Origin of the sequence: Bartonella callosciuri, assembly GCF_014203215.1 — a bacterium.
Taxonomy (GTDB): domain Bacteria; phylum Pseudomonadota; class Alphaproteobacteria; order Rhizobiales; family Rhizobiaceae; genus Bartonella; species Bartonella callosciuri.
The window spans coordinates 322,124-348,664 of record NZ_JACHIM010000002.1 but is presented as its reverse complement, the minus strand read 5'-3'; the positions used below and the strand labels follow the sequence as shown (position 1 = coordinate 348,664).

The window sequence follows — 26,541 nt, the reverse complement described above, 5'->3', positions numbered from 1 at the left end:
ACAAAGCACCTTATTAGGAACGCGTATCTCTCTTAAAGTTATATCTTAATGGTGGAATTTGATATAAAAACTTAGGGAAATATGGAACCATAAACTGAATAACCCCCCAACTAATGAAACTTGCTAAAATTGTACCCGCTAAAATATCAAAAGGATAATGTACACCAACAAAAACACGCGCCCAACAAATCAAGCATAAAAATATTGCAGCAAGCTTAAAAGAAACTTTGTACCGATAAAAATAAAGATTCGCCGTATAAGATGCAATAGTCAAAGCATGATTACTTGGAAAAGAAGCTGTTGGCCGATGCTTAATCAGCGGTGTTGTCCCCTCCATAACAAATGGACGTGGATGAAAATAAATAAGAGAAATAAGGTAACCTATAAAAAGAGCTATACAAATGCTCACGCAAATGCTTAACGCTACGCGTCGCTCTAGATTTTCACCGCAAAACCATAACGCACAAAGATGTAGTGGGATAATATAAATTAAAAATTTTGCACAAAAAATACTAAACAAAATTAAACCTGACCATGATTGATGGTTGCCTGCAAACATTTCAAAAAGTGCAGAATCAATCTGATTTAAAAAATCCATTCTTCTTTCCTTCATTCTTACAGCTTTATAACGTCATTTCTGTATAGAAGCGTGAAACGTATAAAATATATCAATATTCAATAAATCACATTTTTTATACGGATAAACTTGCTATTTTTAAAGATAAGCTGTAAATGTCGAATGTTCGTTACCGGCACTTTGGCTGGAGGTTGAACGGAGGACTGGAAAGTAACCAGTAGGAAATGCAATGTTTCCGACCTCCCGTATCTCCGCTCTCGGATGTCTCGAATTGTAAACGCGTCCTTTCTTCTTTGGATCTCCAAAAAAGACAAGTCGCAGAGGCTTTGCGCCAAAAACCGGTGAAGTTTAATTGAAGAAAGGCAAAACAATGGCTCTTTATGAACATATGTTCCTTGCCCGACAGGAGATTGCACCGCAGCAAGTTGATGAACTTTTGAATGTATACAAAGGTGTTATTGAAGCGTATGGTGGAAAAGTTGGGCGTATAGAAAATTGGGGACTTCGCTCCCTTGCTTATCGTATTCGCAAAAATCGTAAAGCTTATTATGTACTGCTTAATATTGATGCACCAGCTACAGCAATTGCTGAAGTTGAACGTCAAATGCGCATCAATGAAGATATCCTACGTTACATGACCATTCGCGTAGAAAAACACGAAAAAGAAAAGTCCGCTATGCTCTCGCGCTTGGATCGTAATAGTCACATTGGACAAGATGAAGCAGGTTCGCGCTCGCCACGTCCTCAACGTGAAGATGTTATAGAAGGAGTAGAATGATGACTGAGTTGAATCAAAGCGCAGCACGTCGTCCTTTTCATCGGCGTCGCAAAGCATGTCCATTTTCAGGGACTAACGCTCCCAAAATTGATTATAAAGATGTCAAATTGTTGCAGCGTTATATTTCAGAACGTGGGAAGATTGTTCCTTCACGGATTACAGCCGTCAGTCAGAAAAAACAGCGTGAATTAGCTAATGCCATCAAACGTGCTCGTTTTCTAGGCCTGCTTCCATACGTGGTAAGATAATATTAAATGTGCCATGCAGCTGGAACATTTTTCTAGGCGTTTTCTGCATGGTTCAGCAACATATCTGATTGTAGATTCTGTGGGGATGTATAGAATATTCTAAAGTTGGGGCATTGTAATGCCCCTAACTGCAAAAGGCAGGACAGCGATAAATGCAAAATATTCATGTTTATAAGATAATGACCGGTGTTTTAGCGGGATTGTTTGCTGTTGTGATAGGAATGGCAATCATTAGTGTCGCAAATATCGCGCCTTATTTTTCTATCCTTCTGGGCTGCTTTCTTTCACTCCCAATTTTCATTGTTGCGTTCGGTCAAGGAACACTAGCCAGCCTTGTTGCCCTAATAAGTGCAACTGTTGTTCTTGTTATAACCACTGATCTCTATATTGCTCTTGGCTCTATGCTCTTATTTTTTCTTCCTGCTGTCTATGCTTCTTGGCTCCTTGGGCTTGCACGACTAGAGCAAAAGGAAAATATACTGATGTGGTACCCATTATCATCGGTTATTTTTTATTTAACCAACTTTATTGCTCTTATAGCAACCTTCATTGGACTCTATATTCAAACTCGTCCATCTACACCCCTCATGGCACAAAAAATCACGGCAAATATAGTACAAGCTATGCGAAAGTCGCAGTCACTAAAGGAAGCTGAGATAACTGCGTTTAGTGAACTTCTAATGACCCACGCAGCAACTTTTACAGCTATTGCCCTAACGATTTATAGTTTGATTTTTCTTATTGGTAATCTTTATTTTTCGATGATAACAGCACAACATATGAAGTGGCTGAAAAGACCCCGTGATGATTGGAGCCAAACTCTTCGCCTTCCAATTTCTGGGATTATTATTTTTATTATTGTTTGCATAGCATCAATGGTTGAATTGGGAGCTACTGTTAATTTGGGGACGCGTGTCTTCAGCTCTGCATATACTATCATCATATCAATCAGTGGTCTAGCATATCTCCATAATATTACAAAAGGGATCAACGGCCGGGTTATTATACTCTCTCTTGTCTATATTGCCATTTTAACCGTCGTTTTTGCTCCACCTATTTCTTTCATGATGCTTCTCATGGGTATTTGGGCAGCTATTCAATACAATTTTCAATCACGCAACAAACCTCACTAAATTTATTTGTTCGAAAGGAAAAACTATGGATATTATTCTACTGGAACGCATTCCTCGTCTTGGTCAGATGGGTGATATTGTCTCAGTTAAAGATGGTTATGCACGCAATTTTCTCTTGCCTCAAGGCAAAGCTTTACGCGCAAATGAAACCAATAAAAAACATTTTGAAACACAGCGCGCGCAACTTGAAGCCCACAATCTTGAACGCAAAAGTGAAGCACAAAAAGTTGCTGAAAGACTTGATGGTAAATCATTTGTTGTCGTCCGTTCAGCTGGTGAAACAGGTCAGCTTTATGGATCTGTATCAACACGTGATATTTCTGAAATTATAACAGCTGAAGGATTTTCTATTGGGCGTAATCAGATTGAACTTAACCATCCAATAAAAACTATTGGTCTTCATACTATTGCTCTTAGCCTACACCCTGAAGTTCAAATTTCTGTAACAATTAATGTTGCACGTTCAACCAGTGAAGCACAACGCCAAGCAGAAGGTGAAACGCTTACCTCTGCTGAAGCAATATATGATATTCAAAAAGAATCATTGGCAGAAAATAAGGAAAAACAAGTCACAGAACAAATGAATGATAACGATACAAGCGATATCAGCGAAGAAGCTTAACTATCTCTTTTTCCCTCTCTTTTGTATTCTTCTGTTGTTTAACATATTGATATCTCATAAAATACTCAGCCTTAAAAGCTGAGTATTTTATTATTACGACAACCCCAAAACTAAAATTTTATGGAAAAAGAATCTTTAATGCATTGTGTGATAGCATTAAATAGCAAACACTATGAATAAAGTGCTCTCATACGCTCCTTTGCCAAAAGAGAAAAAAATATTTAAGATTTTTTTTAAAGAATGCGTTCAGTCTAGATGATAATTTCTTACATCCCAACGTCATCTGAAACAATTTTGATCATAAATAAAGTAATCTTATTAAGACTAATATTGAAGTTTTGAAGCTATGTGATATCAAAAGACTCGAAACATAGCAGAGCGCTTTTTAAAAAGATTGAAAATGCAACTTTGAAAATTTACCTGACCTCTAAAATTTTTATATTATAAAATATAAAAGAAATATCTTCTATATTAAGTGATACACATAATATTAAGTAAACAATTGAGAGAGCCCTTTAAAATAAAAGTATGATTTTAACTTAAAATGAAGATGTATCCCTTATACTTTTGGTCTATATTTCAATAAATTGCCTAAATCGCTAAGCGCGAAATTTTAGTGGAAAAAAACTGTTATGGAAGAAACAAGCATTGTCAATTTCAGCTCTTCGCAAAAAGAAAGCACCTTTTCTTTTAAGCAACTTCCGCATAATATTGAAGCTGAACAAGCACTCCTTGGTGCAATTCTCATTAACAATGAGGCTCTTGATCGTGTTTCAGATTTTCTCAAACCAGTCCATTTTTTTGAACCATTACATCAAAAGATCTTTGATACGATCTCACAAATTATCCAAAAAGGAAAAGTTGCAGATCCAGTTACCATCAAACCCTTTATTCCAGCAGAAGAAAAAATCGGAGAGATCACCGTATTCAGTTACGTTGTCCGTTTAGCAAAAGAAGCAGTCACTATTATTAATGCTGAAGATTATGGACGGGTCATCTATGATCTTTTTATCCGACGCTCCTTAATCAATCTTGGAACACAAGTGGTCAATACAGCCTTTGAAGCTCCTGTAGAGCTCACGCCATCACAACAAATTGAAACGGTTGAACAACAGTTGTTTGCACTAGCAGAAAAAGGAAAATACGGTGGTGGATTTGAAAATTTCAAGGAGGCTGTCAAAAAAGCTATTGATATGGCAAGTGCTGCAAAAAAGCGTTCTTCACACTTATCAGGGATAGCTACGCACATTAAAACACTTGATGAAAAAATGGGAGGTTTACAGCCCTCTGACTTAATTATTCTTGCAGGCCGCCCTGGTATGGGGAAAACCTCTCTTGCTACCAATATTGCCTTTAATATTGCTAATGCTTACAATCATGATGGCAAAACACAAGAAAATGAGGGAGGCATTGTCGGATTCTTCTCGCTTGAAATGTCTTCCGAACAACTTGCAACCCGTATTATTTCTGAACAAACAGAGGTCTCTTCCTCTGATATGCGGCGAGGAAATATTTCAGAAGAGCAATTTTCTAAAATCATCCGTGCAATGAATCGATTACAAAAAGCACCACTTTATATTGATCAAACGGGGGGAATATCAATCACGCAACTGGCTGCTCGTGCACGGCGTTTAAAGAGGCAGCATGGTTTGGATGTCTTGATTATTGACTATATTCAGCTCATGACAAGCAATTCAAAGCGTTCGTCGGAAAATCGTGTTCAAGAGATTACAGAAATTACCACAGGATTAAAAGCATTGGCGAAAGAACTGAACATTCCTATTATTGCCCTTTCACAACTTTCGCGCCAAGTTGAAAATCGAACAGATAAACGCCCACAACTCTCAGATTTACGAGAATCTGGTTCGATTGAACAAGATGCTGATATCGTTCTTTTTGTCTATCGTGAAGAATATTATCTCAAAAATGAAGAACCCAAAATAGGGACTCTTGAATATGAAAAATGGCAAGATACAATGGACAACGCTTTTGGGAAAGCTGATGTTATTGTCGCAAAACAACGCCATGGACCAACAGGGACCGTTCATCTTGCCTTTCAGTCTGATTTCACACGCTTTAGCGATCTGGCTGATAGTAATTATCTGCCAGAACAAATTGGGTAAATCATCATGGCACGTAGCCGTATTCAATTTATCTGCCAAAATTGTGGAACCGTCCATTCACGTTGGGCAGGGAAATGTAGTTCCTGTGGCGAATGGAATTCCTTTATCGAAGAAAATGTGAATGGTGGCATCGGTACCGGTCCTCTGCAAAATACTCGTAAAGGGCGTATTGTCGCGCTCACGTCTCTTTCTGGAGTTCTTAAAGATGCTCCACGTATCCATTCAGGTATTGCTGAGCTTGATCGTGTTACCGGTGGAGGCTTTGTCCGTGGATCAGCATTACTTGTTGGTGGAGATCCAGGTATTGGAAAATCAACATTGCTGACACAAACAGCAGCGGCTTTATCGCGAAAGGGATATAATGTTATCTACGTTTCAGGCGAAGAAGCTATTGCACAAATCTGTCTGCGTGCACAAAGGCTTGGAGCTGCCAATACAGAGGTTAAACTTGCTGCTGAAACCAATGTTGAAGATATTCTTACAACCTTAAGCGAGCATAGAAACCTTGATATGGTCATTATCGATTCCATTCAAACTCTATGGTCAGATGCAGCGGATGCAGCACCAGGTACCGTTACACAAGTGCGCATCAGTGCTCAAGCGATGATCCGCTTTGCTAAAAAAACAGGAGCAGCTGTTGTTCTTGTTGGCCATGTGACAAAAGATGGACAAATTGCTGGTCCCCGAGTTGTCGAACATATGGTTGATAGTGTGCTCTATTTCGAAGGTAAAGGTGGACATCATTATCGAATTCTCAGAACTGTAAAAAATCGTTTCGGACCAACCGATGAAATTGGCGTTTTCGAAATGTCTGATAAAGGATTACGGGAAGTAATCAATCCATCTGAACTGTTTTTAGGTGAACGGAATGAAAAAGCACCAGGAGCTGCTGTTTTTGCAGGAATGGAAGGAACACGCCCAATATTAGTAGAAATTCAGGCGCTTGTTGCTCCCTCTTCACTTGGAACCCCCCGACGTGCCGTTGTTGGATGGGATGGGAATCGTCTTTCAATGATTCTCGCTGTTTTAGAAGCTCACTGTGGTGTTCGATTTGGACAACATGATGTCTATCTTAACGTTGCAGGAGGATATCGTATATCAGAACCAGCAGCTGATTTAGCCGTTGCAGCAGCTTTGGTATCCTCTCTTGCAAACATTCCTCTCCCAACAGACTATGTCTATTTTGGTGAAATCAGCCTTTCAGGAGCTACCCGGCCTGTTGGACACTCAGCACAACGTATCAATGAAGCAAAAAAACTTGGCTTTCAAGGAGCTGTTCAACCCACTACAACAAACGAAACGATGAAATTGCTCCATTTTCAACAAAAAACATTCTCCGACCTTCCTGAACTGGTTGCCGCTATTACTGCAGGTAAAAAATAGTCTGTATCACACACAATGATAATATAGAAAAAACTCTACAAAATACAAAAGATCCTTGCTATAAGAACAAAAAATAACATAACCAGAAATGCATTTGTGTGCTAACTTAAAAGATACAACTTTATGTATAAGGAACAAACAAATGATCATAACAGTCCTTGATGGAATTGTCGTAGGAATCATCCTGTTGTCCGCTTTTCTCGCTATGCTCCGAGGGTTTTCACGCGAGGTACTATCATTGGTTTCTTGGGCAATCGCAGCTGTTGCTACACTGTTTTTATTCAAGCCTGTATTACCCTTCTTTGAACAATATCTCTCTAACAAAATAATTGCATTGATCACAACATTGGTCACGATTTTTATTATTATTCTTATTATTACTTCAATCATTACGATGAAGATCTCCGATCTTATTCTTGATAGTCGAATTGGTATCCTTGACCGTACTATTGGTTTTGTTTTTGGAGCACTGCGCGGTTTATTTATTATGGTTATCGGCATGCTTCTTATTAATGCTCTGATAAAACCTGAGCACCAAGCTAACTGGTTAAAAAATGCAATAACAAAACCTATCTTAGATTCATTGGGACAAAAAGTTTGGGAAATACTTCCCAAAGATCTCGACACTGTTCTCGAAAAAGCAGAAAAATTCTTTAAAAGAGACAACGCTGATATACAAGATCAGCCCTCTCATGAAAAAACGACTCGGCAAAATGGAAAATAGTTTTTTCATAGCAAAGAGTTCCAAATAACATATGAAGTATGATATAATCATTCTTCATATCATAACTGAAAGAATATGATGATAAAAAGTGACATTTCCTGTCAGGAGTTTTCATTAGATGATGATACTCTTCATGAAGAATGTGGAATTTTTGGTATCCTTGGACATGAAGATGCGGCAACATTAACAGCTCTTGGGCTCCATGCACTTCAGCACCGTGGACAAGAGGCAGCTGGCATTGTTTCCTATCATAACAAAATGTTTCATCAAGAAAAGCACCTAGGTCTTGTTGGTGATCACTATACAAACCCTGTAACACTTGCGCGTTTACCGGGGAACCGCGCTATCGGGCATACCCGTTATTCAACAACTGGAGAAATAGCACTACGCAACGTTCAGCCTCTTTTCGCTGAATTAAACGCTGGAGGTATTGCTATTGCACATAATGGTAATCTTACCAATGGTCTTACATTACGCCGCGAACTCATTGCTTCGGGTGCCATCTGTCAATCGACATCAGATTCAGAAGTTTTTCTCCATCTTATTGCCCGTTCACGTTATGAATCGTCATCTGATCGCTTTGTTGATGCTATTCGGCAAGTGGAAGGTGGATATGCAATGTTAGCACTCACACGCACAAAGCTTATTGCTGCACGCGATCCAACAGGTATTCGACCTCTCGTGATGGGTGAACTTGATGGAAAGCCAATTTTTTGTTCTGAAACATGTGCTCTTGATATTATTGGAGCAAGATATGTGCGCGATGTCAAAAATGGGGAGATTATCATATGCGAAATACAAAAAAATGGGGAAATTACTAAAAAAATTATAAAACCAGAGAATGAGAAGCCAGAAAAACTTTGTCTTTTTGAATATGTTTACTTTGCACGTCCTGATTCAATCGTTGGGGGACGTAATGTTTACATGACCCGTAAAAATATGGGTATTCATTTAGCGCAAGAGGCACCCTGTGAGGGAGATGTTGTGGTTCCCGTTCCTGATGGAGGAACACCTGCTGCAATTGGTTATGCACAAGAAATTGGGATTCCTTTTGAGCTTGGTATTATTCGCAATCACTATGTTGGGCGCACTTTTATCGAACCAACACAACAAATTCGTGCTTTTGGAGTCAAATTAAAACATTCTGCAAACCGTCCTGTAATCGAAGGAAAACGTGTTATTCTCGTTGATGACTCCATTGTACGTGGAACCACATCTCTTAAAATTGTACGAATGCTTCGCGATGCAGGAGCGAAAGAAGTTCATATGCGCATTTCTAGCCCGATGATTTTCTATCCCGATTTTTATGGCATTGATACACCGAAAATCGAAAGCCTTTTGGCTAATCAGTATCCAGACCTAAAATCTATGTGCAATTTTGTAGGAGCTGACTCATTAGAATTTCTCTCAACAGATGGTCTCTATCTCGCTGTGGCAGGGGAAAAGCGAAATAACGCTGATCCGCAATTTACTGACCATTACTTTACCGGACATTATCCTACACAGCTGGTTGATCAAGAAAGTGTCCCCAAGATTCATCAATTATCTGTCCTTAAAACAAGAGATTAATGGTGGAAAAAATTGATTTTAGTCTCTTAGGCCGTGTTGCACTTGTTACCGGTGCTTCAAAAGGTATTGGCTATCATTTAGCGTTAGAGCTCGCAGCTCGTGGCGCTCACATTCTCGCCATTGCACGCACAGTTAGTGGACTCACTGAACTTGACAACAAAATTCGAGAAAAAGGTGCTCATGCAACACTCATCCCATTTGACTTGCATCATATGGATAACATTGATGCTCTTAGTATTTCAATTTCTAAGCGCTGGAAAAAACTCGATATTATGGTTGCAAGTGCGGGCATTCTTGGAACACTCTCACCAATAGCACATATCGAAAATAAGATATTTGAAGATGTTTTCCAAATAAATCTTATCAGCCAATGGCGTTTAATGAAAGCCCTTGAACCCTTACTGCGTAAATCTGATGCTGGACGAGCAATTCTGTTATCCTCAAGCGTTGCGCATGTTGCACGCGCTTTCTGGGGACCTTATGCGGCTTCTAAAGCTGCTTTAGAAGTTATTGCCCGTTGTTGGGCAGAAGAACTAAAGCAAACCCCTATTAAGATTAATTGTGTTGATCCCGGTGCAACACGCACTGCCATGCGTGCGCAAGCTATGCCTGGTGAAGATCCGCAAACTCTTCCTTCACCACAAGAAGTTGCAGCAAAGATAGTACATTTATTCTCACCTAATTTAAAAGAAACAGGAAAACTCTTTAATGTCCGTAAAAATCGGTTTATGGATTATCATGTGCCTAATTAAGGTAATGCATTGATTTGTGAAATAATTGATTGTTTCATAACTTAAATGAGAATTCCGAATAGGATGAGATTCTCTTATTTCAAACCTTGTTATTATAAATCAGAAAAAACGCTCGCTCGTCCACCAAAAAAGGAATCAACATGTAGACAAAACCGCTTTAAAAAAGGAAAAATACATCCCCCATGAACCCTCTACTAAATGCAAGAGAACCATAAAACATTGGGAGTTTGCAAACCGAACAATGATGCCAACTTATATCTTTATAAGCATAAAGATGGTGATGCACAGTGGATTTTGGGTTACACCTTCATCGTTGTTTCTGTGAAATGAGATTGGGAGCAACAAAGAGAGGTTTCTTTTAAACAAGTTCATAAATTACCAGCGTAATAGCGTGTTGTTCTTTATGAGGAGAGTTCTTCCATTAATCATAGATATAAAATAGAAATGACTAACCTGAATTAAATTGCTTTCTGCTTCTACTTTTCTTCCCCAAACTAAAACATAGAACTCTACGATTGTTGAATAGTTTTAGCGTCGGTCTTTTTTTCTTCTAAAGCAGCCCGTTTACTATAAGCCACAAAACTACAAGGAAGAAATATCATATAGCCAACAGCTGTGATTAACAAAGTGTACCATGTATATGTTGCGAGAAAACCGACATAAATAACAACGCCCAACATGCACGGGACAACAATATCACGCCTTAAATTTTGATCAACTGTTTTTGCATTCCATACCGGTAACCGGCTGACTAAAAGAAAAGCAATAATCACAGTATAAAGACTAAAAAACAATGCCCAGCTCCAACTTGGTACTAAACCAAGAGCTCCTAAATACATAGGCAATAAAAGCAATAACGCCCCTGCTGGCGCCGGAACGCCAACAAAATAATTCCCCTTCCATTTCGGTATATCGACATTATCTAACATGACATTAAACCGCGCTAACCGTAAGCAACAAGCAACACAATAGACAAGCGCTGCCACCCAACCAACTTGGTAGGCTTGATTCAAAACAAAAGAGTAAACGATAAGCGCAGGTGCAACACCAAAATTAACCACATCAGCAAGAGAATCCATCTGCGCCCCAAAAGATGAGCTCCCATCCACCAAACGGGCAATGCGGCCATCAACCCCATCTAAGATTGCTGCCAAAAGTACCATTAAAATAGCAGCCTCATAGCGATTCTCAAAAGCCAAACGAATACTGCTCATTCCTGCACAAATCGCCAAAATAGTGATGATATTGGGAATGACATACCGCATCGGCGTAGGTGAACGCCACCGATTTGCAATATCATCATGCTGTCCTTCAGGATTAAATGAAGAAAAGAGCGAAAAATTTTTCATTGTTTATCCTAATCAAATCTGAAATCAGTTGTGGCACTCTCATCATCAAAAGAAGCTAAAACTGTTTCTCCAGCAATTGCTGTTTGGCCAACCGCAACACGCAATTTTACTTCAGTTGGTATATAAATATCAAGACGAGAACCAAAGCGAATCAACCCAAATCGTTCTCCAGTCCTGACGGAATCATTTTCTTTTGACCAACAAACAATCCGACGAGCAATCATCCCAGCTATTTGTACCATACCAATTTTACCATGTTCGCTGTCAATCACTATTCCATTACGCTCATTAAATTGACTAGCTTTATCAAGCTCAGCATTGGCAAATTGACCCGGACGATAAACTATAGACTCTACTATGCCACTTATAGGAATACGGTTGATATGGCATGAAAAAATATCCATAAATATGGAGACACGGATCATCTCTTTATCCCCCAACCCCAACTCTTCAGGCGGAACACAGGGTTCAACAAATGAGATCTTTCCATCAGCAGGAGATACAATCCAATTTGAATTCAAAGGAATTACACGATCTGGATCACGGAAAAAATATATACACCATACCGTGAGAACAAGACCACACCAAAACAACGGAATCCATACCCAACCAAGAATGAGCGAAATAATAAAAAACACTACAATAAAAGGATAACCCTCTTTATGAATTGGCACAAAACTATTATGGACAGACTGTAGAATACTCATATCATTTCCTATTCATAGTATAACTTAAACAAACAATAAATCTCTTTGTTCCACCTCATTTTTGTACTGAATTAATCACTCTATATAAAGCTAGAAGCCACATTTTGCGCAGCTTATTTTTTATGATTCACAATACCTAGTTCATCTTCTTCACGCATTTTACGTAATTTTTCTTCAGCCTGCGATGCTTCAAGCTGCTTATTCCACATAGAAGCATATAAACCTTTCTTACGTAAAAGCTCTGTATGAGTCCCATTTTCAATAATACGGCCATTTTTGAGAACCAAAATTTCATCAGCATTAATAACAGTAGAAAGGCGATGTGCAATTATCAATGTTGTACGCCCACGGCTGGCAATGTCCAATGCTTGTTGAATTTCCTGCTCCGTTGCGGTATCAAGAGCCGCAGTTGCTTCATCCAGAATAAGAAGAGGTGGAGCTTTTAAGAGAGTTCGCGCGATAGCCACACGTTGTTTTTCACCACCTGACAACTTGAGCCCACGTTCACCGACCATAGACTGAAAACCTTCCGGAAGCATCTCAATAAATTTTGATATCTGTGCCATTTCAGCAGCTTTGCGCATCTCTTCATCTGTAGCACTCGGACGCCCATAACAAATGTTATATGCAATTGTGTCATTAAATAGCACTGTATCCTGCGGTACCATACCGATAGCTTCACGCAAACTTTTTTGCGTTATATCACGAATGTCTTGTCCGTCAATTGTGATGGAACCGGCATCAACATCGTAAAAACGAAAAAGTAATCGAGAAATAGTCGATTTACCAGCACCTGAGGGACCAACAATTGCAACTTTTTTACCTCCGGGAACCTCAAAATCAATATCTTTAAGAATTTGGCGAGACGGATCATAAGAAAACTTCACCTGACTAAACCGAATGGTACCACCACTCACGACCAATGGTTTAGCATCTGATTTATCAACGATTTCCTGTTCAACATCTAGAAGATCAAACATAGCTTCAATATCAGTTAAACCTTGTCGAACATCACGATAAATTGAACCAATAAAATTCAGCGGAATGGAAAGCTGTATCAAAAGTGCATTAATAAAAACGAAATCCCCTAAAGTTTGTGTCCCACGAAAAATTTCGTAAGCTGACATCAACATCAAGAGAGCCATCCCAATACCAAAAATAAGAGCCTGACCAAAATTAAGCCAGCTTAATGATGTCCAAATTTTCGTTGCCGCTTTTTCATAATTTGCCATAGAAGAATCAAACCGGCGCGCTTCCAGAGTCTCATTGCAAAAATATTTGACGGTTTCAAAATTCAAAAGAGAATCAATAGCACGCGTATTGGCCTCCATATCTGCCGCATTCATTTCTTGCCGAATGCGAATACGCCAATCACTCGCCTTAACTGTGAAAAAAGTATATAAACCAACCATTATCACAACTATGAACACATAATGCCATCCATAGTTTATGTAAAATACAAATGCTGTCAAAATAAACTCTAAAACCGTTGGTACTGTATTCAGAATTGAAAATCGAACAATAGCTTCAATTCCCTTCGTACCACGCTCAATCACACGAGAAAGCCCACCAGTTCGCTTTTCTAAGTGAAATCGCAAAGACAATCCATGAATATGTACAAAGGTCTTATAGGCTAGCTGACGAATCGCATGTTGCCCAACAGTTGCAAAGAGAGAATCGCGTAACTGATTTAATGCAGCTTGAACAATACGTGCAATGTTATATGCTAAAACGAGCATAACAGGAATAATCCAACTCGTTGCCCCCCACAGAGAAAACTTAACGCTTACATCAAGGGAATCCGTAGCATATTTAAAGAAATACGGTACAGATATGAGAATGAGCTTGGCTAAAACAAGATAAAATATCGCCCATATTACCCGCATTTTTAGATCACGCCGCTCTACCGGCCACATGTAGGGCCATAAATTATAAAGTGTGCGCAAAGTCTGTCCTGTATCTGATGATACAGTTTTTACTCTTTTATTCTGTTTCATAAAGCCTTTACTTCTTTATCATCCATTCAACAGGCATTACAATACTTTCCCCCTTATCGTTTATAGGTTATATTATCTTGTCTATACACTTCCTATAAACGATACATATTCATTTTTGAAGTTAGACTGTTTTTGAAAAAGGAACAAGAAATAATCCCTTATAAGGTTTATTATTTTGGTCTGTGCATTCATACCATTCTGCTGCAAATAAACTCTCAACCTTTACATGCTTTTTTTTCAATTCTGCTTGAAGCCATGCCTTTGATTTACCAATCTCTTCAAGACCCTTATCAAAGACTTCACCATTTTGTACTAAAATGGTAGACTTCTTACCCTCTTCTTTTTTAATAACAGAACAATCGCCATTGGTTTCTAAATGAACAAAAGCTGCTTCATGCAAACTACAGCCTTTAATTCGCAACATTGTAATCAAATCATTAACGCTTATACCTAAACCCTTAATCTTATCCATCTGAAATACACCATCTAAAACTAATGAGACATGCCGTCCCGCGACAAGACGATGAAAAAAAACTGAATAGCGTGCAAAAAAGTTAAGAAATGTAACCAAGGTTTGCCAAATACACAAAACAACCAATAGTTGAACACTACTAATGTTTGGATTATAAATAACCCCTCCGATAATACCCCCCATTACAAAATTGCTGACTAAATCAACTGGTGTCATTTGACTAAGGCTACCTCGACCCGTTGTTCTTAAAATGAATAAAAAAGCTACAAGTCCTACAGATAGCTTAAGTGCAACATATCCATAACTATATAAAAATTCCATCACATTCTCCCTTTTTATAAAAGCTGCTGGAAGAGGAAAATTATAATCGCTTCATTTCCCACATAGTCATACGCTCACCAGTCTGTGGATCTTTTTTGTCTTTTAAAATAATCCCCTCGGCTGCAAGCTCATCACGAATTGTATCCGCAGCTGCCCATTCTTTATTATGGATAAGCCGCAGTCTTTCGGCAATGCGCTGATTAACAAATTTTGAATCAAGGGGAGCTTTTCTTATAAACAATGGGCAATCTACGTCTCTAATCCACTCTTGACGCAGCAGTCCCAATAAACGCATTCCATTTGCGAGAGCGACAACATTGCCTGCTTTATAAAATTTTCGCAAAAGAGTCACTGCTTTTGGAGTGTTAAGGTCATCACTTAATGCATTTATTAAAGAATTATTCATCAATTCATCGTTTTCCGGCCGCTCCCTTTCACAACGAAGCACTTCATACCAGCGATACAGTTCTCTACTAGATTGCATTAAACGCTGAGCTGTCCAATTTAACGGTTCACGATAATGTGTTTGTAACATCGAAAAACGTGCTGATAAACCAGCCCAATTCTTTTTCATTTCATTTGTTAAAGTCTCATTGAATTCAAAAAAATGACTCTCTAAAATAGAATGAATCGTGATGAAATTGCCGAGGCTTTTAGACATCTTTTTGCCTTCAACCTGCAAAAAACCGTTATGCATCCAAAGATTAGCCATTCGCTCAGTTCCAAAAGCTGAACAACTTTGCGCAATCTCATTTTCATGGTGAGGAAAAATCAAATCAAGTCCACCACCATGAATATCAAAAATATTTGCTGCCGGATCATCACAAGCCAAACCACCGCCATAGGGCACCAATAGTTTTGCCATTGACATTGCAGAACATTCAATATGCCAACCCGGACGCCCCAAAACAGAAATTCCTGCTGGCGATATCCAACCTGGCTCTCCATCTACAGAGGGCTTCCACAAAACAAAATCCATTTCCTCCCTTTTATAAGCAGCAACATCGACACGCGCACCCGCTCTCATTTCATCTAACGAGCGTTTTGCAAACGATCCATAATGGGGATGTTTTTTTATACTGCTCACAGAAAATAATATATGATTTTCTGCTCTATAAGCGTGTCCTTTTTCAAGCAATCGTTCAATCAAAGAGCGCATCTCCTCCAAATGATCGGTTGCACGCGGTTCACTGGTTGGTAATAAACAGCCAAGTGCCATTGTGTCTTGTTGAAATTGAGAATAAGTCCGCATCGTTAATTGGCGAATAGCTTCGTTAAGTGCCAGCTCTGGATATTCGCAAGCGGCTCGTGCATTAATTTTATCATCCACATCTGTAATATTACGCACATAAATAACATGATCATTACCATAAACATGACGCAATAAGCGAAATAAAACATCAAAAACAATTACAGGACGTGCATTACCAATGTGCGCATAATCGTAAACGGTTGGACCACAAACATAAAGACGTACTCTCGTTGCATCTATCGGTATAAAGTTTTCTTTTTTGCGTGTAAGCGTATTATAAAATTGCAACTCTCTCATGCATTATACTCCGTCAGCGATATTACTCGCCGCTTCTTAAAGTGAATTTTACCCAAGATCATCGCGTTATACTGTTCAGATTAAAACTTTTATATATCTTACATAAAATTCTCATAGCCACCCCCATTTTACTTAGGCTGTATCCATAATCTATAATAAAAACAATCGATTTTATTTGGTTAGCTAAGAGCATTTATGGATAAAGATTATACTCTTTTGAATGAAAATCACTGTAGAAAACCTGTATACGCAATACAATGTAAATTCATACGAAAAACAGATTGCATACAGAAAGCCTGAAGTTTTTAACCACATAAAACTTCGTCAAAATTTGCAATATCTCCATGATGCTTTCCTTACTCTCTTTCACGCCCTAGATTTTATAACACGACTGCTCTTGGTAATGATATACAAACCATTTTATCTGCGATTGCAATCGCAGTGAAATTTATAAAAGGAAATCATAAAAAATAATGCGTAATACATTGATAAAAATAACTATTTTAACATTTTTTTTAATTTCAATACCAACTTTTGCGCAACAATCACCACCCTATGAAAAAAAATTGTTACGACTGGCAGAAATTTTGGGATCCCTGCACTTTCTACAAAATCTTTGCAGTACACCAACAAACCAATGGTATGAGTACATGAATGCACTCATTGAGGCAGAACAACCAATGCCACAAAGACGCGTTTATTTTTACGAAGCATTTAATGAAGCGTATCGTTCTTTTTCAGAAAATTATCACCGTTGTACGCAATCTGCAATTGAAGCAAAAAAAAGATACGTTAAAGAAGGCAGAACCTTATCCAAAAGTCTTCTTATGCATTTTTACAATTAACCCGTACAAAATACCAAAACCTCAATTTGCGCGACACCGATAGCAATAATCTCAAAAATGAATCGCCCAGTAAACCAGCTCTGATATAAATATAGTAAATACTTAAATACTGAAAAATATCCCCCTAATATTTTACTTCATAAAACCGGCATGAATCCTTTCGCACTAAAATCATTCCATCAGATTCGCCAATTTTAATCTGATTACGCCGAAGATTCTATAAATTTAACAGGTTCACCCTGCGAAGGTGTGACAATTTCACCTTCCCACATAACCCGCATACCGCGAATAATGGTCCCAATGGGCCAACCTTTAACTTTTTTACCGTCATAAGGCGTCCAGCCCGCGCGTGAACCAATCAATGTATTTGTAATAATTTCTTCTCGCTTAAGGTCAACGATGGTCAAGTCAGCATCATACCCAACAGTAATGCGTCCCTTACAGCTTATACCAAAAATACGACTAGGACCATGCGAAGTGAGATCAACAAAACGTTCAAGAGATATCTTACCTGCATTTACATGTGTTAGCATAACTGCTGTTGTTGTTTGCACTCCTGTCATCCCCGAAGGTGAAGCAGGATAAGTTTGACGTTTTTCTTCAAGCGTATGAGGAGCATGATCAGAACCTAAAACATCAATAATACCCTGCTGAACACCGTACCAAAGAGAATCACGATGCCGACTCTCACGGATCGGTGGATTCATCTGAATTAATGTACCAAACTGCTGATAAGCATCAGCAGTTAAAGTCAAATGATGATGCGTAACTTCAAGTGTTGCAACATCCTTATGCTTTTTCAGAAAATGAATTTCTTCCGCAGTAGAAAGATGCAACACATGGATGCGTGACTTCGTTTCATGGGCAATTTTTACCAAGCGCTGGGTACATTTTAATGCCGCAACCTCATCACGCCAAACTGGATGCGATGATACATCTCCTTCAATACGTAATACTTTACGCTCTCTAAGCCTTTCCTCATCTTCAGAATGAAAAGCCGCACGACGGCGTGTATTTTTCAAAATAAGACGCACACTTTCATCATCATCCACCAAAAGATCGCCAGTAGAAGATCCCATGAATACTTTAATTCCAGCAGCACCAGGAAGCCGTTCCAACTCAGCCAACTCATGGGCATTTTCACGCGTTCCTCCAACCCAAAATGCAAAATCACAATGCATCCGATGAAATCCACGTTTCACCTTATCAGACAATGCTTCTTCTGATGTAGTTAATGGGTTGGTATTAGGCATTTCAAACACTACTGTAACTCCCCCTAACACCGCAGAATAGGAGCCACTTTCTAAATCCTCCTTATGTTCATTGCCCGGCTCACGAAAATGAACTTGACTATCGATAATTCCGGGCAAAATATGGAGCCCTGTACAATCAATGACCTCACCAGCAGATGCACGCGAAAGATTACCAATTTCAGCAATACGGCCATTTGTAACACCAATATCACGCTTACTACTTCCATCATGATTCACAACTGTTGCGCCTTTAAAAATTGTATCAAATGTTTTAAACATAGCCGTGCTCCTTACATACCATGTCTTTATCGATTATGTAACTTTGGGTAGAAAGGCAAGAACCATGATTGAAAAACACAATGCCATTCTCTTTAAAAACCGTAGAATTATTAAAGTTACTGGAGAAGAAGCAACACATTTTCTGCAGGTTCTTATCACGACAGATGTTACAAAAATCGGCTCACAAGAAATTTTTCCTGGAGCTCTTTTATCCCCGCAAGGGAAAATTATTGCTGATTTTCTTATCGGTAAAATAGATGACGGTTATCTAATTGATATCTCTGATTCTTTAGCGGATACCCTCTACAAGCGCTTGCTTCTTTATAAGTTACATAAAAAAATAGAAATTACACAACCATTACAATATCTTATTACAGTTTCTTGGGATAATGAATCAAATACTTCCAATTTTGATTCAAGTTTTATTGATAAACGATTTCCACAAAAAGAAAAAATCATACGAATCTATGGAAAAATACCCTTTTCTGCTCCAGAATATCATGACAATTGGAATCAATTGCGTATTCGTTATGGAATTGCAGAAAGCAACCAAGACTATGAAATAGGGAAGGTCTTTCCCCATGATATTAATTACGATCAAATCAATGGGCTCGCATTCAATAAAGGGTGCTATATCGGACAAGAAATTGTTTCACGAATGTATCACCGTCGCACCGCGCGTCGCCGCATCCTGGTTGTAAAAGGCCAGCACGAATTAACCCCAGGTTCCAGCATTGAAGCAGAAAAAAAAATTCTTGGTTACTTGAGAACATGTGCTGCAAATAAAGCCTTGGCTTTAATGCGTATTGATCATGTCAAAGATGCGATGGATAACAATATTCCATTTACAGTAAAAAATATGCCCGTCACCATAAGCATTGCTGAAAATATGAACTTTACCTTCTCTGAAAGCACTGTAGAAACTTAATAATGGCTAAAGCTGAATTGTCACAAAATGGGGAAGCACGCGCTTGGCAAAGAATGCTTTCTGGTAGGCGACTTGATTTACTCAACCCTTCTCCTTTTGATATCGAAATTGAAGATATTGCCCATGGACTCGCCCGTGTTGCGCGCTGGAACGGCCAAACACAAGGAGAACATGCCTATTCTGTTGCACAACATTCACTTTTGGTAGAACAAATATTTCAAAAGCTTTGTCCTCAGTCGTGTAGCAATGACTGCTTGTGTGCCCTTCTTCATGATGCACCAGAATATGTCATCGGTGATATAATTTCACCTTTTAAAGCTGTCATAGGAAGACAATACGAGACGATCGAAAAACGTATACAAGATGCTATCCACATACGCTTTTCTCTTCCCGTTGATCCTTCTCAAAAGCTGTTAAAAAAAATCAAACAAGCCGACCGTATTGCTGCATTCTATGAAGCCACCACACTTGCCGGATTTAATACAGAAGAAGCCCTTCGCTATTTTGGTTCTCCCAATAATATTTTAATCGATGATCTCAATTTGAAACCCCACTCTACACAACAAATTGAAAACGCTTTTTTAACCCGCTTTAGTAACCTTGATACTCAGAGATCATACTAATCTTCCTTCACAACATTCATCCTTTATTCTGTGAGTTAAAAAATAAAGATCCTAAGTTATCGTTTTCTTCTCTTAAAACTTTTTTGAAAACAATCATAAAAAGAATAAATCTCTCTCTTCCATCCACTATCCTATCAATATTTGATACTCTACAATTTCCGCCTTTATAATAATTTGGCCCATATCATCAAGTTCAAGCTTTTGGTAATATACTATTGATAAGAACTTTAAAAACTTGTGTATTCATGAATCAATGATCTATAAAAACATAGCTCAAATCGAACACAAACAAGAAATATATGAACGCGTAAGCATTGATTATCAAAGCTCAGTACAAATGATCTCTTGTCATACTTTTCATATTAAACTGAATTTTATTTCAATTTATAAACTTCCTTATCCGCTGGAAAAGCACGAGAAGTGACATCTTCTGCATAATTCCTAATCGCGGTCTCCATTGCTTGCTCAAGAACACCATAACGACGCACAAATTTTGGTACAGAAGTGCCATAACCTAACATATCTTCCATAACCAATATTTGTCCATCACACCGATTGGACGCGCCAATACCAATAGTTGGAATAGAAAGTTTTTCTGTAAGCTTCACCGCTAAGGGTTCAAAAACCCCTTCTACAACAACAGCAAAAGCACCAGCCTCTTCAATCGCCGCCCCATCAGCTTCAATCCTTTGCCAATCACTCTCGCTACGTCCTTGCGTCTTAAAACCACCAAAGCGATTCACCGCCTGTGGAGTAAGGCCAATATGCGCCATAACTGGAATGCCGCGTTTACACAAAAAATCAATTGTTTCTGCCATATAAGCACCACCTTCAAGCTTAACTGCACCACATCCTGTTTCTGCAAGAACACGTGACGCATTAGAAAAAGCCTGTTCTGGACTTTCTTCATAAGAACCAAAAGGCAGATCAACAACGACAAGGGCTCGTTGAGATCCACGCACAACCGCTTGCCCATGTAAAATCATCATCTCTAAATGGACAGGGAGTGTTGTCTCAAACCCATATACTACCATACCAACGCTATCACCAACCAAAAGTAAATCGCAATATGGATCAGCAATCCGTGCAGTATAAGCCTGATAAGCTGTTAAAGAAACAATCGGTTGTTGCCCTTTTCTTGACCGTATTTCAGCAGCCGTTATGCGCTTCATGGTTTTATGTACACTCATTTTTAAGCCCTTCTATTGCAATATATATTGATCAATAAGTCTGACCTCACCAAAACGAACAGTTAATAATAAAACTGCAGGTTTATCTAAAATTCCCTTAATCACAGATAAAGTTTCCATATCTCGTAAATCTACTGATTCAATAACCGCACGCGATTCTTGTCGTAAAATATTGCGAACAATTTTGCATAATTTACCAACCGATCGTTCACCTTGACGGTAAAGCTCTTCAGCAGCTTTACCACTTTTAGGAATAATTTTTGCAGCTTTGCGATCTTCTAATGTTAAAAGTTGATTACGTGAAGAACGCGCTACACCATCTGCTTCGCGTAAAATAGGGACTCCAATAATTTTAATAGGAAACGCCAAATCTTCAACCATACGTCGAATAATCAAAATTTGTTGAAAATCCTTTTCACCAAAAAAAGCCTTATCTGGCTGAACAATGTTAAAAAACTTAGCAACAACGCTGGTCACCCCACAAAAATGCCCTGGACGTAACCTCCCCATCAAAATACGTGATAATTTTTCCACCTTTACAATGGTCTCATTTCCCGGTGGCCACATTTCTTCGACAGAAGGAGCAAAAACATATTCAACACCTTCTTTCTTCAGCAAAGCACAATCACCCATCAAATCTCTTGGATATTTATCAAAATCTTCATAAGGACCAAATTGCTTTGGATTGACAAAAATAGAAACCAATATTCGGTCACACATTGCTCTTGCTTGCTGTACTAATGCGAGATGACCATCATGTAATGCTCCCATAGTAGGAACAAAACCAATCGAAAATCCTAAACGTCGTTCTTCTGCGATATATTGACGTACTTCAGCAATTGTTTTTAAGATTCGCATTTTCACACTTTCTTCATTTTTTATTAAATTAACAAGTTAATGCTTGCGTACGAAATCGCCTTTCAAATAATTGTATCAAATTCATGCGCACAGATGGCTGTTTTATATCTCGTGGTTCCCAGACATGACGCATTAAGAAAAAGCGTGTTAAGATAAAACCATTTCTTATGTCACTAAAATCTACAGGACGGGCCGTTTTTTGCACAAGAAACTGGGGTAAAGTTAAAAGCTTTTCTTTCCAAGGACGCCCCGCTTCCTCACATACAGCACGTCCGGATTTAGGTGAAACGTAACAAAGTCTTTCTCGATTGCCTGTTGCAGCACAATGAGACAAATCAAGGCCAAAGCCAAGTTCTTCAAGAAGCCGCATTTCAAAACGTACAAGCAATTCTGCAACTACAAACGGCTCATCAAAATTCTGCATAAAAAGATGTAGCATATCATATAAAATGGGATGCGGATCACGCTCGGGAAGAAGGCGTAAATGAAAAGCCATCAATTGCACAGCATACAGTGCTTCTGGTAAAAGGATTAATCGTGCTGCATGTAAATCAAGCGCTTCAAGCCGAAAAATCCCCAAATGTTCATCTAAACGCGCCCACCATTCAGCCTCTACAAAATTGCCAAGCTGTAGAAGAGCTGCCATACGACGCGAACGTCCTCCTTTTATCATTCCCATATAACGGCCATGCTGACGCGTCATAACTTCAAGAATAACACTTGTTTCGCCATATTGACGTGTACCAAGTATAATGGCTTGCTCTTTCCATTTCATTTTATTTAAAAAGCTCTAATCCCATCTCGCGGTAACGTTCTGGATCGGCATCCCAATTATCACGTACTTTCACAAAGAGAAAAAGATGAACCTTCTGATCCATGATTTCCATTAATTCCTTCCGTGCTGCCTGACCAATCGTTTTAATTGTCTCGCCTTTTGTTCCTAAAACAATTTTTTTTTGGCTATCACGCTCTACGTAAATAACTTGATTAATTTTAACTGAACCATCTGAACGCTCTTCCCAGTTTTCTGTTTCAACTGTTGAAGAATAAGGGAGTTCATCGTGAAGACGAAGAAAAAGCTTTTCACGCGTAATTTCAGCTGCAAGATGACGCATTGGCATATCCGAAATTTGATCCTCTGGATAATACCATGGTCCCTCCTGCATCATTCTGCTCAGCGCATGGAGCAAATCCTTACAACCAGAACCGTTTAAAGCAGAAATCATAAATGTCTGCAAAAACTTGACACGCCCATTAATTTTTGCGGTCAATCCTAAAAGGGATTCTTTAGCAACTGTATCAATTTTATTAAGGACGAGAATTTTATCCTGTTTAATATTTTTTACAATATCCAACATCGCATAAACGTCATCCGAAAGACCATTTTGAACATCAATCAAAACTAAAAGAACATCAGCACTCTTAACACTCCCCCAAGCAGCAGATACCATCGCCCGTTCTAACCGCTTATGAGGATGAAAAACACCGGGTGTATCAATTAACACAATTTGTGCATTATCATGAATAATAATGCCACGAATCAAACTTCGTGTTGTTTGTACCTTATGGGTTACAATTGAAACCTTTGTTCCAACTAACTGATTAACTAATGTTGACTTGCCAGCATTAGGCATTCCAATAAGTACGACAAAACCAGAACGCGTTTTAATCACGTCATCCATGATCACTTTTTCCCATTGTTTTCCATATACCCTCTCGTCGTAAAATTTTCTCAGCTGCCATTCTTTCAGCATATCTCTTAGAACTGCCCTGTCCAATCTCGGGAGCAAAACCAGAAATGCTCACCTCTACCATAAAAACAGGATCGTGATCTGGACCAGAACGCTTTATAACCCGATAATGTGGCTGTACATTGCCCTTTATATGCGCCCATTCCTGTAACTCTGTCTTGGCATCACGCCGACCAGCATCCATTTGTTTTGCCCGACTTTGCCAATATCTTTGAATAAAAGGCCGAACACTCTCCAACCCTCCATCAAGATAAATGACAGCAATCAAAGCTTCCACCACATCAGCATGCATATTGATGAGTCGACGCCCCTCAAAATTTTTCATCTCAAAACCAACATGGATCATATCAGGCAACCCCATTTCTCGCGCAATATCGGCACATGTCTGCGCATTTACCAAACCATTTAGACGTACCGATAATTCACCCTCACTTGCCTGCGGAAAAAATTGATACAGCATTTCTGCAATCACAAGCCCTAGAACCCGATCACCGAGAAACTCCAGTCGTTCATAATTCCCTTGTTCTGAATCCTGTACACTGGAATGTGTCAATGCTCTTTTTAATATCTGTTCATCTTTAAAGCGATGCCCCGTCAGCTTTTCAAGCTGATCAATCACTGGACACTTCATCACTGATTCCTTGCTTAATAAGCGGCAAATCATGAACAGTATTGATAAAAGAAAACAAACGACTCCAACGCACATCAAAGGGCCAGCGCCAAATTTGCCAAGCGCTTGAACCATTGCTGATAGAGAAAAAAATCATACTTGCTCGACCAATAAGATTTTCCTCTGGCACATAGCCTACATCCAAACGACTATCGTCTGAATTATCGCGATTATCACCCATCATAAAATAATGCCCTTGTGGAACTTCAAAGACTTTCGTGTCATCAACTTGTGGAATAAAAGCTAAATTAAGTGTATCGTAACTAACACCATTGGGCATTGTCTCGCGATAAACATCAACGGGGTAATTGACCTCTGTTATATCAAAATTATCAACCCTCCCGATAAAATAACGTGAAACCGCTTTGTCATTAATGTAAAGAACACTTTGACGAACTTGTATACGATCACCGGGTAGCCCAACAACACGTTTTATATAATCAATATTTGGATTGCTCGGTAAACGAAAAACCACAACATCTCCACGCTGAGGCTGAGATGCCCAAATACGTCCCGAAAAAATAGGAGGAGAAAAGGGGATGGAAAAACGAGAATATCCATATGCATACTTAGAAACAAACAGATAATCCCCTACAAGCAAAGTAGGACGCATTGAACCGGAAGGAATACTGAAAGGCTGAAAAAAAAGTGTACGAATAAGCGCTGCTAAAAACAGAGCCTGTATCAAAACCCAAATGAATTCAAGAATTCCGCCCTTTTCTTCCTTTTTACGCATTGTCTCTTTCTGGATCATTACAGAACACCTTCCCATCACAGAATATAATTCATTTTTTTACCATAATGTTTAAAAAACAAAAGCACAATTTTCCATAATATTTATCCACGTGAAAGCGCTTCGATAATAACAAATGCCTGCGCCCAGGGAAAATCATCCGTTATGCTAAGATGAATAACAGCTTCATAACGAGGAGGTAATAACTTTTGTAATTGTATTTGCGCACGATCTGTTAGTTTCATGATTGGTTTGCCGGATGGCAAATTGACCACTCCCATGTCTTTCCAACCTACCCCACAAGCGATTCCTGTGCCCAAAGCTTTAGCACATGCTTCTTTGGCAGCAAATCTTTTAGCATAAGAAGAAGATCTTTTTTGAAGGTTTTCAGATTTTATCTGCTCAACGTCGGTAAAAATACGCTGAACAAAACGGTCACCATAACGAATCAACATTCTCTCAATGCGTCTTATATCAATCAGATCATTTCCAAGACCGATGATCATAAGGTATCACCTGAATTTCTTTGCCGCACACACTTTTTTTGTGTAATCTTTTGGTATCGCTTTTGTTGAAAACGCGCAATCGCTCTGTAAACACCTATGTAAGATAAACCACCAAAAACAAAACCCAAAAGGGTACCACCTAAAATCATCGGTCTCATGATCGAGTCCCATGCACCTTTAAAAAGTAGAGATACATTTGACAGTGTTAAACCATTAAACAGAGCGCGAATTTGCGAAAGAGAAATCTCATTTGTATTGCTAAAAAGCGATAAACAGAAATAACCTACCTTATAATCGGCCATAACAATCAGCAAAAATGTAAGTGGATTAGAAAAAATTGTCCCAATGATTGATGCTGCAAAATTTGCACGCAAAAGCCAAGAAAAAAATATTGCCAAAATAATATGCATCCCAAAGAGAGGCGAACAAGCTAAAAAAATACCGATAGCAAACCCTAACGCAACTTTATGTGGCGTTGCTGATATACGCAAAATACGTTTACGTATATAGTGAAATGAGCGAGAAAATGAACGACGTGGCCATAACCAAAATCGAATACGCTTTATAAAAGCTACTGGTTCTCGACGGCGAAAAAGCATAG

27 protein-coding genes are annotated in these 26,541 nt (G+C 38.8%); 12 read left to right on the top strand and 15 right to left on the bottom strand.

What is annotated here, in order from left to right:
• Positions 1–13 precede the first annotated feature (13 nt).
• On the bottom strand, positions 14–598 hold the full coding sequence (locus HNQ69_RS03385) for an undecaprenyl-diphosphatase (RefSeq protein WP_183228669.1): 585 nt from the start codon (positions 596–598) through the stop codon (positions 14–16).
• Between the two features lie 349 nt (positions 599–947).
• On the opposite strand from HNQ69_RS03385, the gene rpsF reads away from it, so the two are divergent.
• The 9 genes from rpsF to HNQ69_RS03340 all read left to right on the top strand — a co-directional run bounded on the left by rpsF (position 948) and on the right by HNQ69_RS03340 (position 9,909).
• On the top strand, positions 948–1,355 hold the full coding sequence (gene rpsF, locus HNQ69_RS03380) for a 30S ribosomal protein S6 (protein ID WP_183228668.1): 408 nt from the start codon (positions 948–950) through the stop codon (positions 1,353–1,355).
• Positions 1,355–1,603 (top strand): 30S ribosomal protein S18, encoded by a 249-nt coding sequence (rpsR, locus tag HNQ69_RS03375; protein WP_183228667.1) that lies wholly within the window; start codon positions 1,355–1,357, stop codon positions 1,601–1,603. Before rpsF ends, rpsR begins: the two co-directional genes overlap by 1 nt.
• A 152-nt stretch (positions 1,604–1,755) precedes the next feature.
• Positions 1,756–2,736, top strand: coding sequence for a hypothetical protein (locus HNQ69_RS03370; protein WP_183228666.1), 981 nt, complete (start codon positions 1,756–1,758; stop codon positions 2,734–2,736).
• A gap of 25 nt (positions 2,737–2,761) precedes the next feature.
• Complete coding sequence (gene rplI / locus HNQ69_RS03365) at positions 2,762–3,358, top strand: 50S ribosomal protein L9 (RefSeq protein ID WP_183228665.1); 597 nt, start codon at positions 2,762–2,764, stop codon at positions 3,356–3,358.
• Positions 3,359–3,990: 632 nt separating this feature from the next.
• Complete coding sequence (locus HNQ69_RS03360; RefSeq protein ID WP_183228664.1) at positions 3,991–5,481, top strand: replicative DNA helicase; 1,491 nt, start codon at positions 3,991–3,993, stop codon at positions 5,479–5,481.
• 6 nt (positions 5,482–5,487) lie between these two features.
• Complete coding sequence (gene radA, locus HNQ69_RS03355) at positions 5,488–6,864, top strand: DNA repair protein RadA (RefSeq protein ID WP_183228663.1); 1,377 nt, start codon at positions 5,488–5,490, stop codon at positions 6,862–6,864.
• Positions 6,865–7,006: 142 nt separating this feature from the next.
• Positions 7,007–7,588: a CvpA family protein gene (locus HNQ69_RS03350; RefSeq protein ID WP_183228662.1), complete on the top strand. Its 582-nt coding sequence runs from the start codon at positions 7,007–7,009 to the stop codon at positions 7,586–7,588.
• 78 nt (positions 7,589–7,666) lie between these two features.
• Positions 7,667–9,157, top strand: a complete 1,491-nt coding sequence (purF, locus tag HNQ69_RS03345; RefSeq protein WP_183228661.1) for an amidophosphoribosyltransferase — start codon at positions 7,667–7,669, stop codon at positions 9,155–9,157.
• A complete protein-coding gene (locus HNQ69_RS03340) occupies positions 9,157–9,909 on the top strand; it encodes an SDR family NAD(P)-dependent oxidoreductase (RefSeq protein WP_210302664.1) in 753 nt (250 codons plus the stop codon). The genes purF and HNQ69_RS03340 overlap by 1 nt, the downstream gene beginning before the upstream one ends.
• Before the next feature lie 509 nt (positions 9,910–10,418).
• On the opposite strand, the gene pssA is transcribed toward HNQ69_RS03340, so the two are convergent.
• The 5 genes from pssA to cysS all read right to left on the bottom strand — a co-directional run bounded on the left by pssA (position 10,419) and on the right by cysS (position 16,304).
• On the bottom strand, positions 10,419–11,258 hold the full coding sequence (pssA, locus tag HNQ69_RS03335; protein ID WP_183228660.1) for a CDP-diacylglycerol--serine O-phosphatidyltransferase: 840 nt from the start codon (positions 11,256–11,258) through the stop codon (positions 10,419–10,421).
• Between the two features lie 8 nt (positions 11,259–11,266).
• A complete protein-coding gene (locus tag HNQ69_RS03330; RefSeq protein WP_183228659.1) occupies positions 11,267–11,965 on the bottom strand; it encodes a phosphatidylserine decarboxylase in 699 nt (232 codons plus the stop codon).
• A 113-nt stretch (positions 11,966–12,078) separates the two neighbouring features.
• Complete coding sequence (locus tag HNQ69_RS03325) at positions 12,079–13,962, bottom strand: ABCB family ABC transporter ATP-binding protein/permease (RefSeq protein WP_183228658.1); 1,884 nt, start codon at positions 13,960–13,962, stop codon at positions 12,079–12,081.
• 121 nt (positions 13,963–14,083) lie between these two features.
• Positions 14,084–14,755, bottom strand: coding sequence for a DUF421 domain-containing protein (locus HNQ69_RS03320; RefSeq protein ID WP_183228657.1), 672 nt, complete (start codon positions 14,753–14,755; stop codon positions 14,084–14,086).
• Between the two features lie 40 nt (positions 14,756–14,795).
• Positions 14,796–16,304, bottom strand: coding sequence for a cysteine--tRNA ligase (cysS, locus tag HNQ69_RS03315; RefSeq protein WP_183228656.1), 1,509 nt, complete (start codon positions 16,302–16,304; stop codon positions 14,796–14,798).
• 473 nt (positions 16,305–16,777) lie between these two features.
• Here cysS and HNQ69_RS03310 point away from each other — a divergent pair, with 473 nt between their 5' ends.
• Positions 16,778–17,149: a TIGR02301 family protein gene (locus tag HNQ69_RS03310; protein ID WP_183228655.1), complete on the top strand. Its 372-nt coding sequence runs from the start codon at positions 16,778–16,780 to the stop codon at positions 17,147–17,149.
• Between the two features lie 203 nt (positions 17,150–17,352).
• Here the strand turns inward: HNQ69_RS03310 and HNQ69_RS03305 are convergent, their stop codons facing one another.
• Positions 17,353–18,681 (bottom strand): dihydroorotase, encoded by a 1,329-nt coding sequence (locus HNQ69_RS03305; protein WP_183228654.1) that lies wholly within the window; start codon positions 18,679–18,681, stop codon positions 17,353–17,355.
• A 64-nt stretch (positions 18,682–18,745) separates the two neighbouring features.
• On the opposite strand from HNQ69_RS03305, the gene ygfZ reads away from it, so the two are divergent.
• Both ygfZ and HNQ69_RS03295 read left to right on the top strand, forming a co-directional pair.
• Positions 18,746–19,609 carry a CAF17-like 4Fe-4S cluster assembly/insertion protein YgfZ gene (gene ygfZ / locus HNQ69_RS03300; protein ID WP_183228653.1) on the top strand — a complete coding sequence of 288 codons (864 nt, stop codon included), beginning with the start codon at positions 18,746–18,748 and terminating at the stop codon, positions 19,607–19,609.
• 2 nt (positions 19,610–19,611) lie between these two features.
• Positions 19,612–20,232 carry a YfbR-like 5'-deoxynucleotidase gene (locus HNQ69_RS03295; protein WP_183228652.1) on the top strand — a complete coding sequence of 207 codons (621 nt, stop codon included), beginning with the start codon at positions 19,612–19,614 and terminating at the stop codon, positions 20,230–20,232.
• A 374-nt stretch (positions 20,233–20,606) separates the two neighbouring features.
• On the opposite strand, the gene panB is transcribed toward HNQ69_RS03295, so the two are convergent.
• The 8 genes from panB to HNQ69_RS03255 form a co-directional block, all read right to left on the bottom strand.
• Entirely contained in the window at positions 20,607–21,422 is an 816-nt protein-coding gene (panB, locus tag HNQ69_RS03290) for a 3-methyl-2-oxobutanoate hydroxymethyltransferase (RefSeq protein WP_183228651.1), read from the bottom strand.
• 12 nt (positions 21,423–21,434) lie between these two features.
• Positions 21,435–22,280, bottom strand: coding sequence for a pantoate--beta-alanine ligase (gene panC / locus HNQ69_RS03285; protein WP_183228650.1), 846 nt, complete (start codon positions 22,278–22,280; stop codon positions 21,435–21,437).
• A gap of 28 nt (positions 22,281–22,308) precedes the next feature.
• Positions 22,309–23,055, bottom strand: a complete 747-nt coding sequence (recO, locus tag HNQ69_RS03280; RefSeq protein ID WP_183228649.1) for a DNA repair protein RecO — start codon at positions 23,053–23,055, stop codon at positions 22,309–22,311.
• A 1-nt stretch (position 23,056) separates the two neighbouring features.
• A complete protein-coding gene (gene era, locus HNQ69_RS03275) occupies positions 23,057–23,962 on the bottom strand; it encodes a GTPase Era (RefSeq protein ID WP_183228648.1) in 906 nt (301 codons plus the stop codon).
• Positions 23,955–24,662 (bottom strand): ribonuclease III, encoded by a 708-nt coding sequence (rnc, locus tag HNQ69_RS03270; RefSeq protein WP_183228647.1) that lies wholly within the window; start codon positions 24,660–24,662, stop codon positions 23,955–23,957. Before rnc ends, era begins: the two co-directional genes overlap by 8 nt.
• Positions 24,643–25,455, bottom strand: a complete 813-nt coding sequence (lepB, locus tag HNQ69_RS03265; RefSeq protein WP_183228646.1) for a signal peptidase I — start codon at positions 25,453–25,455, stop codon at positions 24,643–24,645. Before lepB ends, rnc begins: the two co-directional genes overlap by 20 nt.
• An 83-nt stretch (positions 25,456–25,538) precedes the next feature.
• Entirely contained in the window at positions 25,539–25,940 is a 402-nt protein-coding gene (gene acpS, locus HNQ69_RS03260) for a holo-ACP synthase (RefSeq protein ID WP_183228645.1), read from the bottom strand.
• Entirely contained in the window at positions 25,937–26,539 is a 603-nt protein-coding gene (locus HNQ69_RS03255; protein WP_183228644.1) for a DUF2062 domain-containing protein, read from the bottom strand. Before HNQ69_RS03255 ends, acpS begins: the two co-directional genes overlap by 4 nt.
• Between the last annotated feature and the right edge of the window lie 2 nt (positions 26,540–26,541).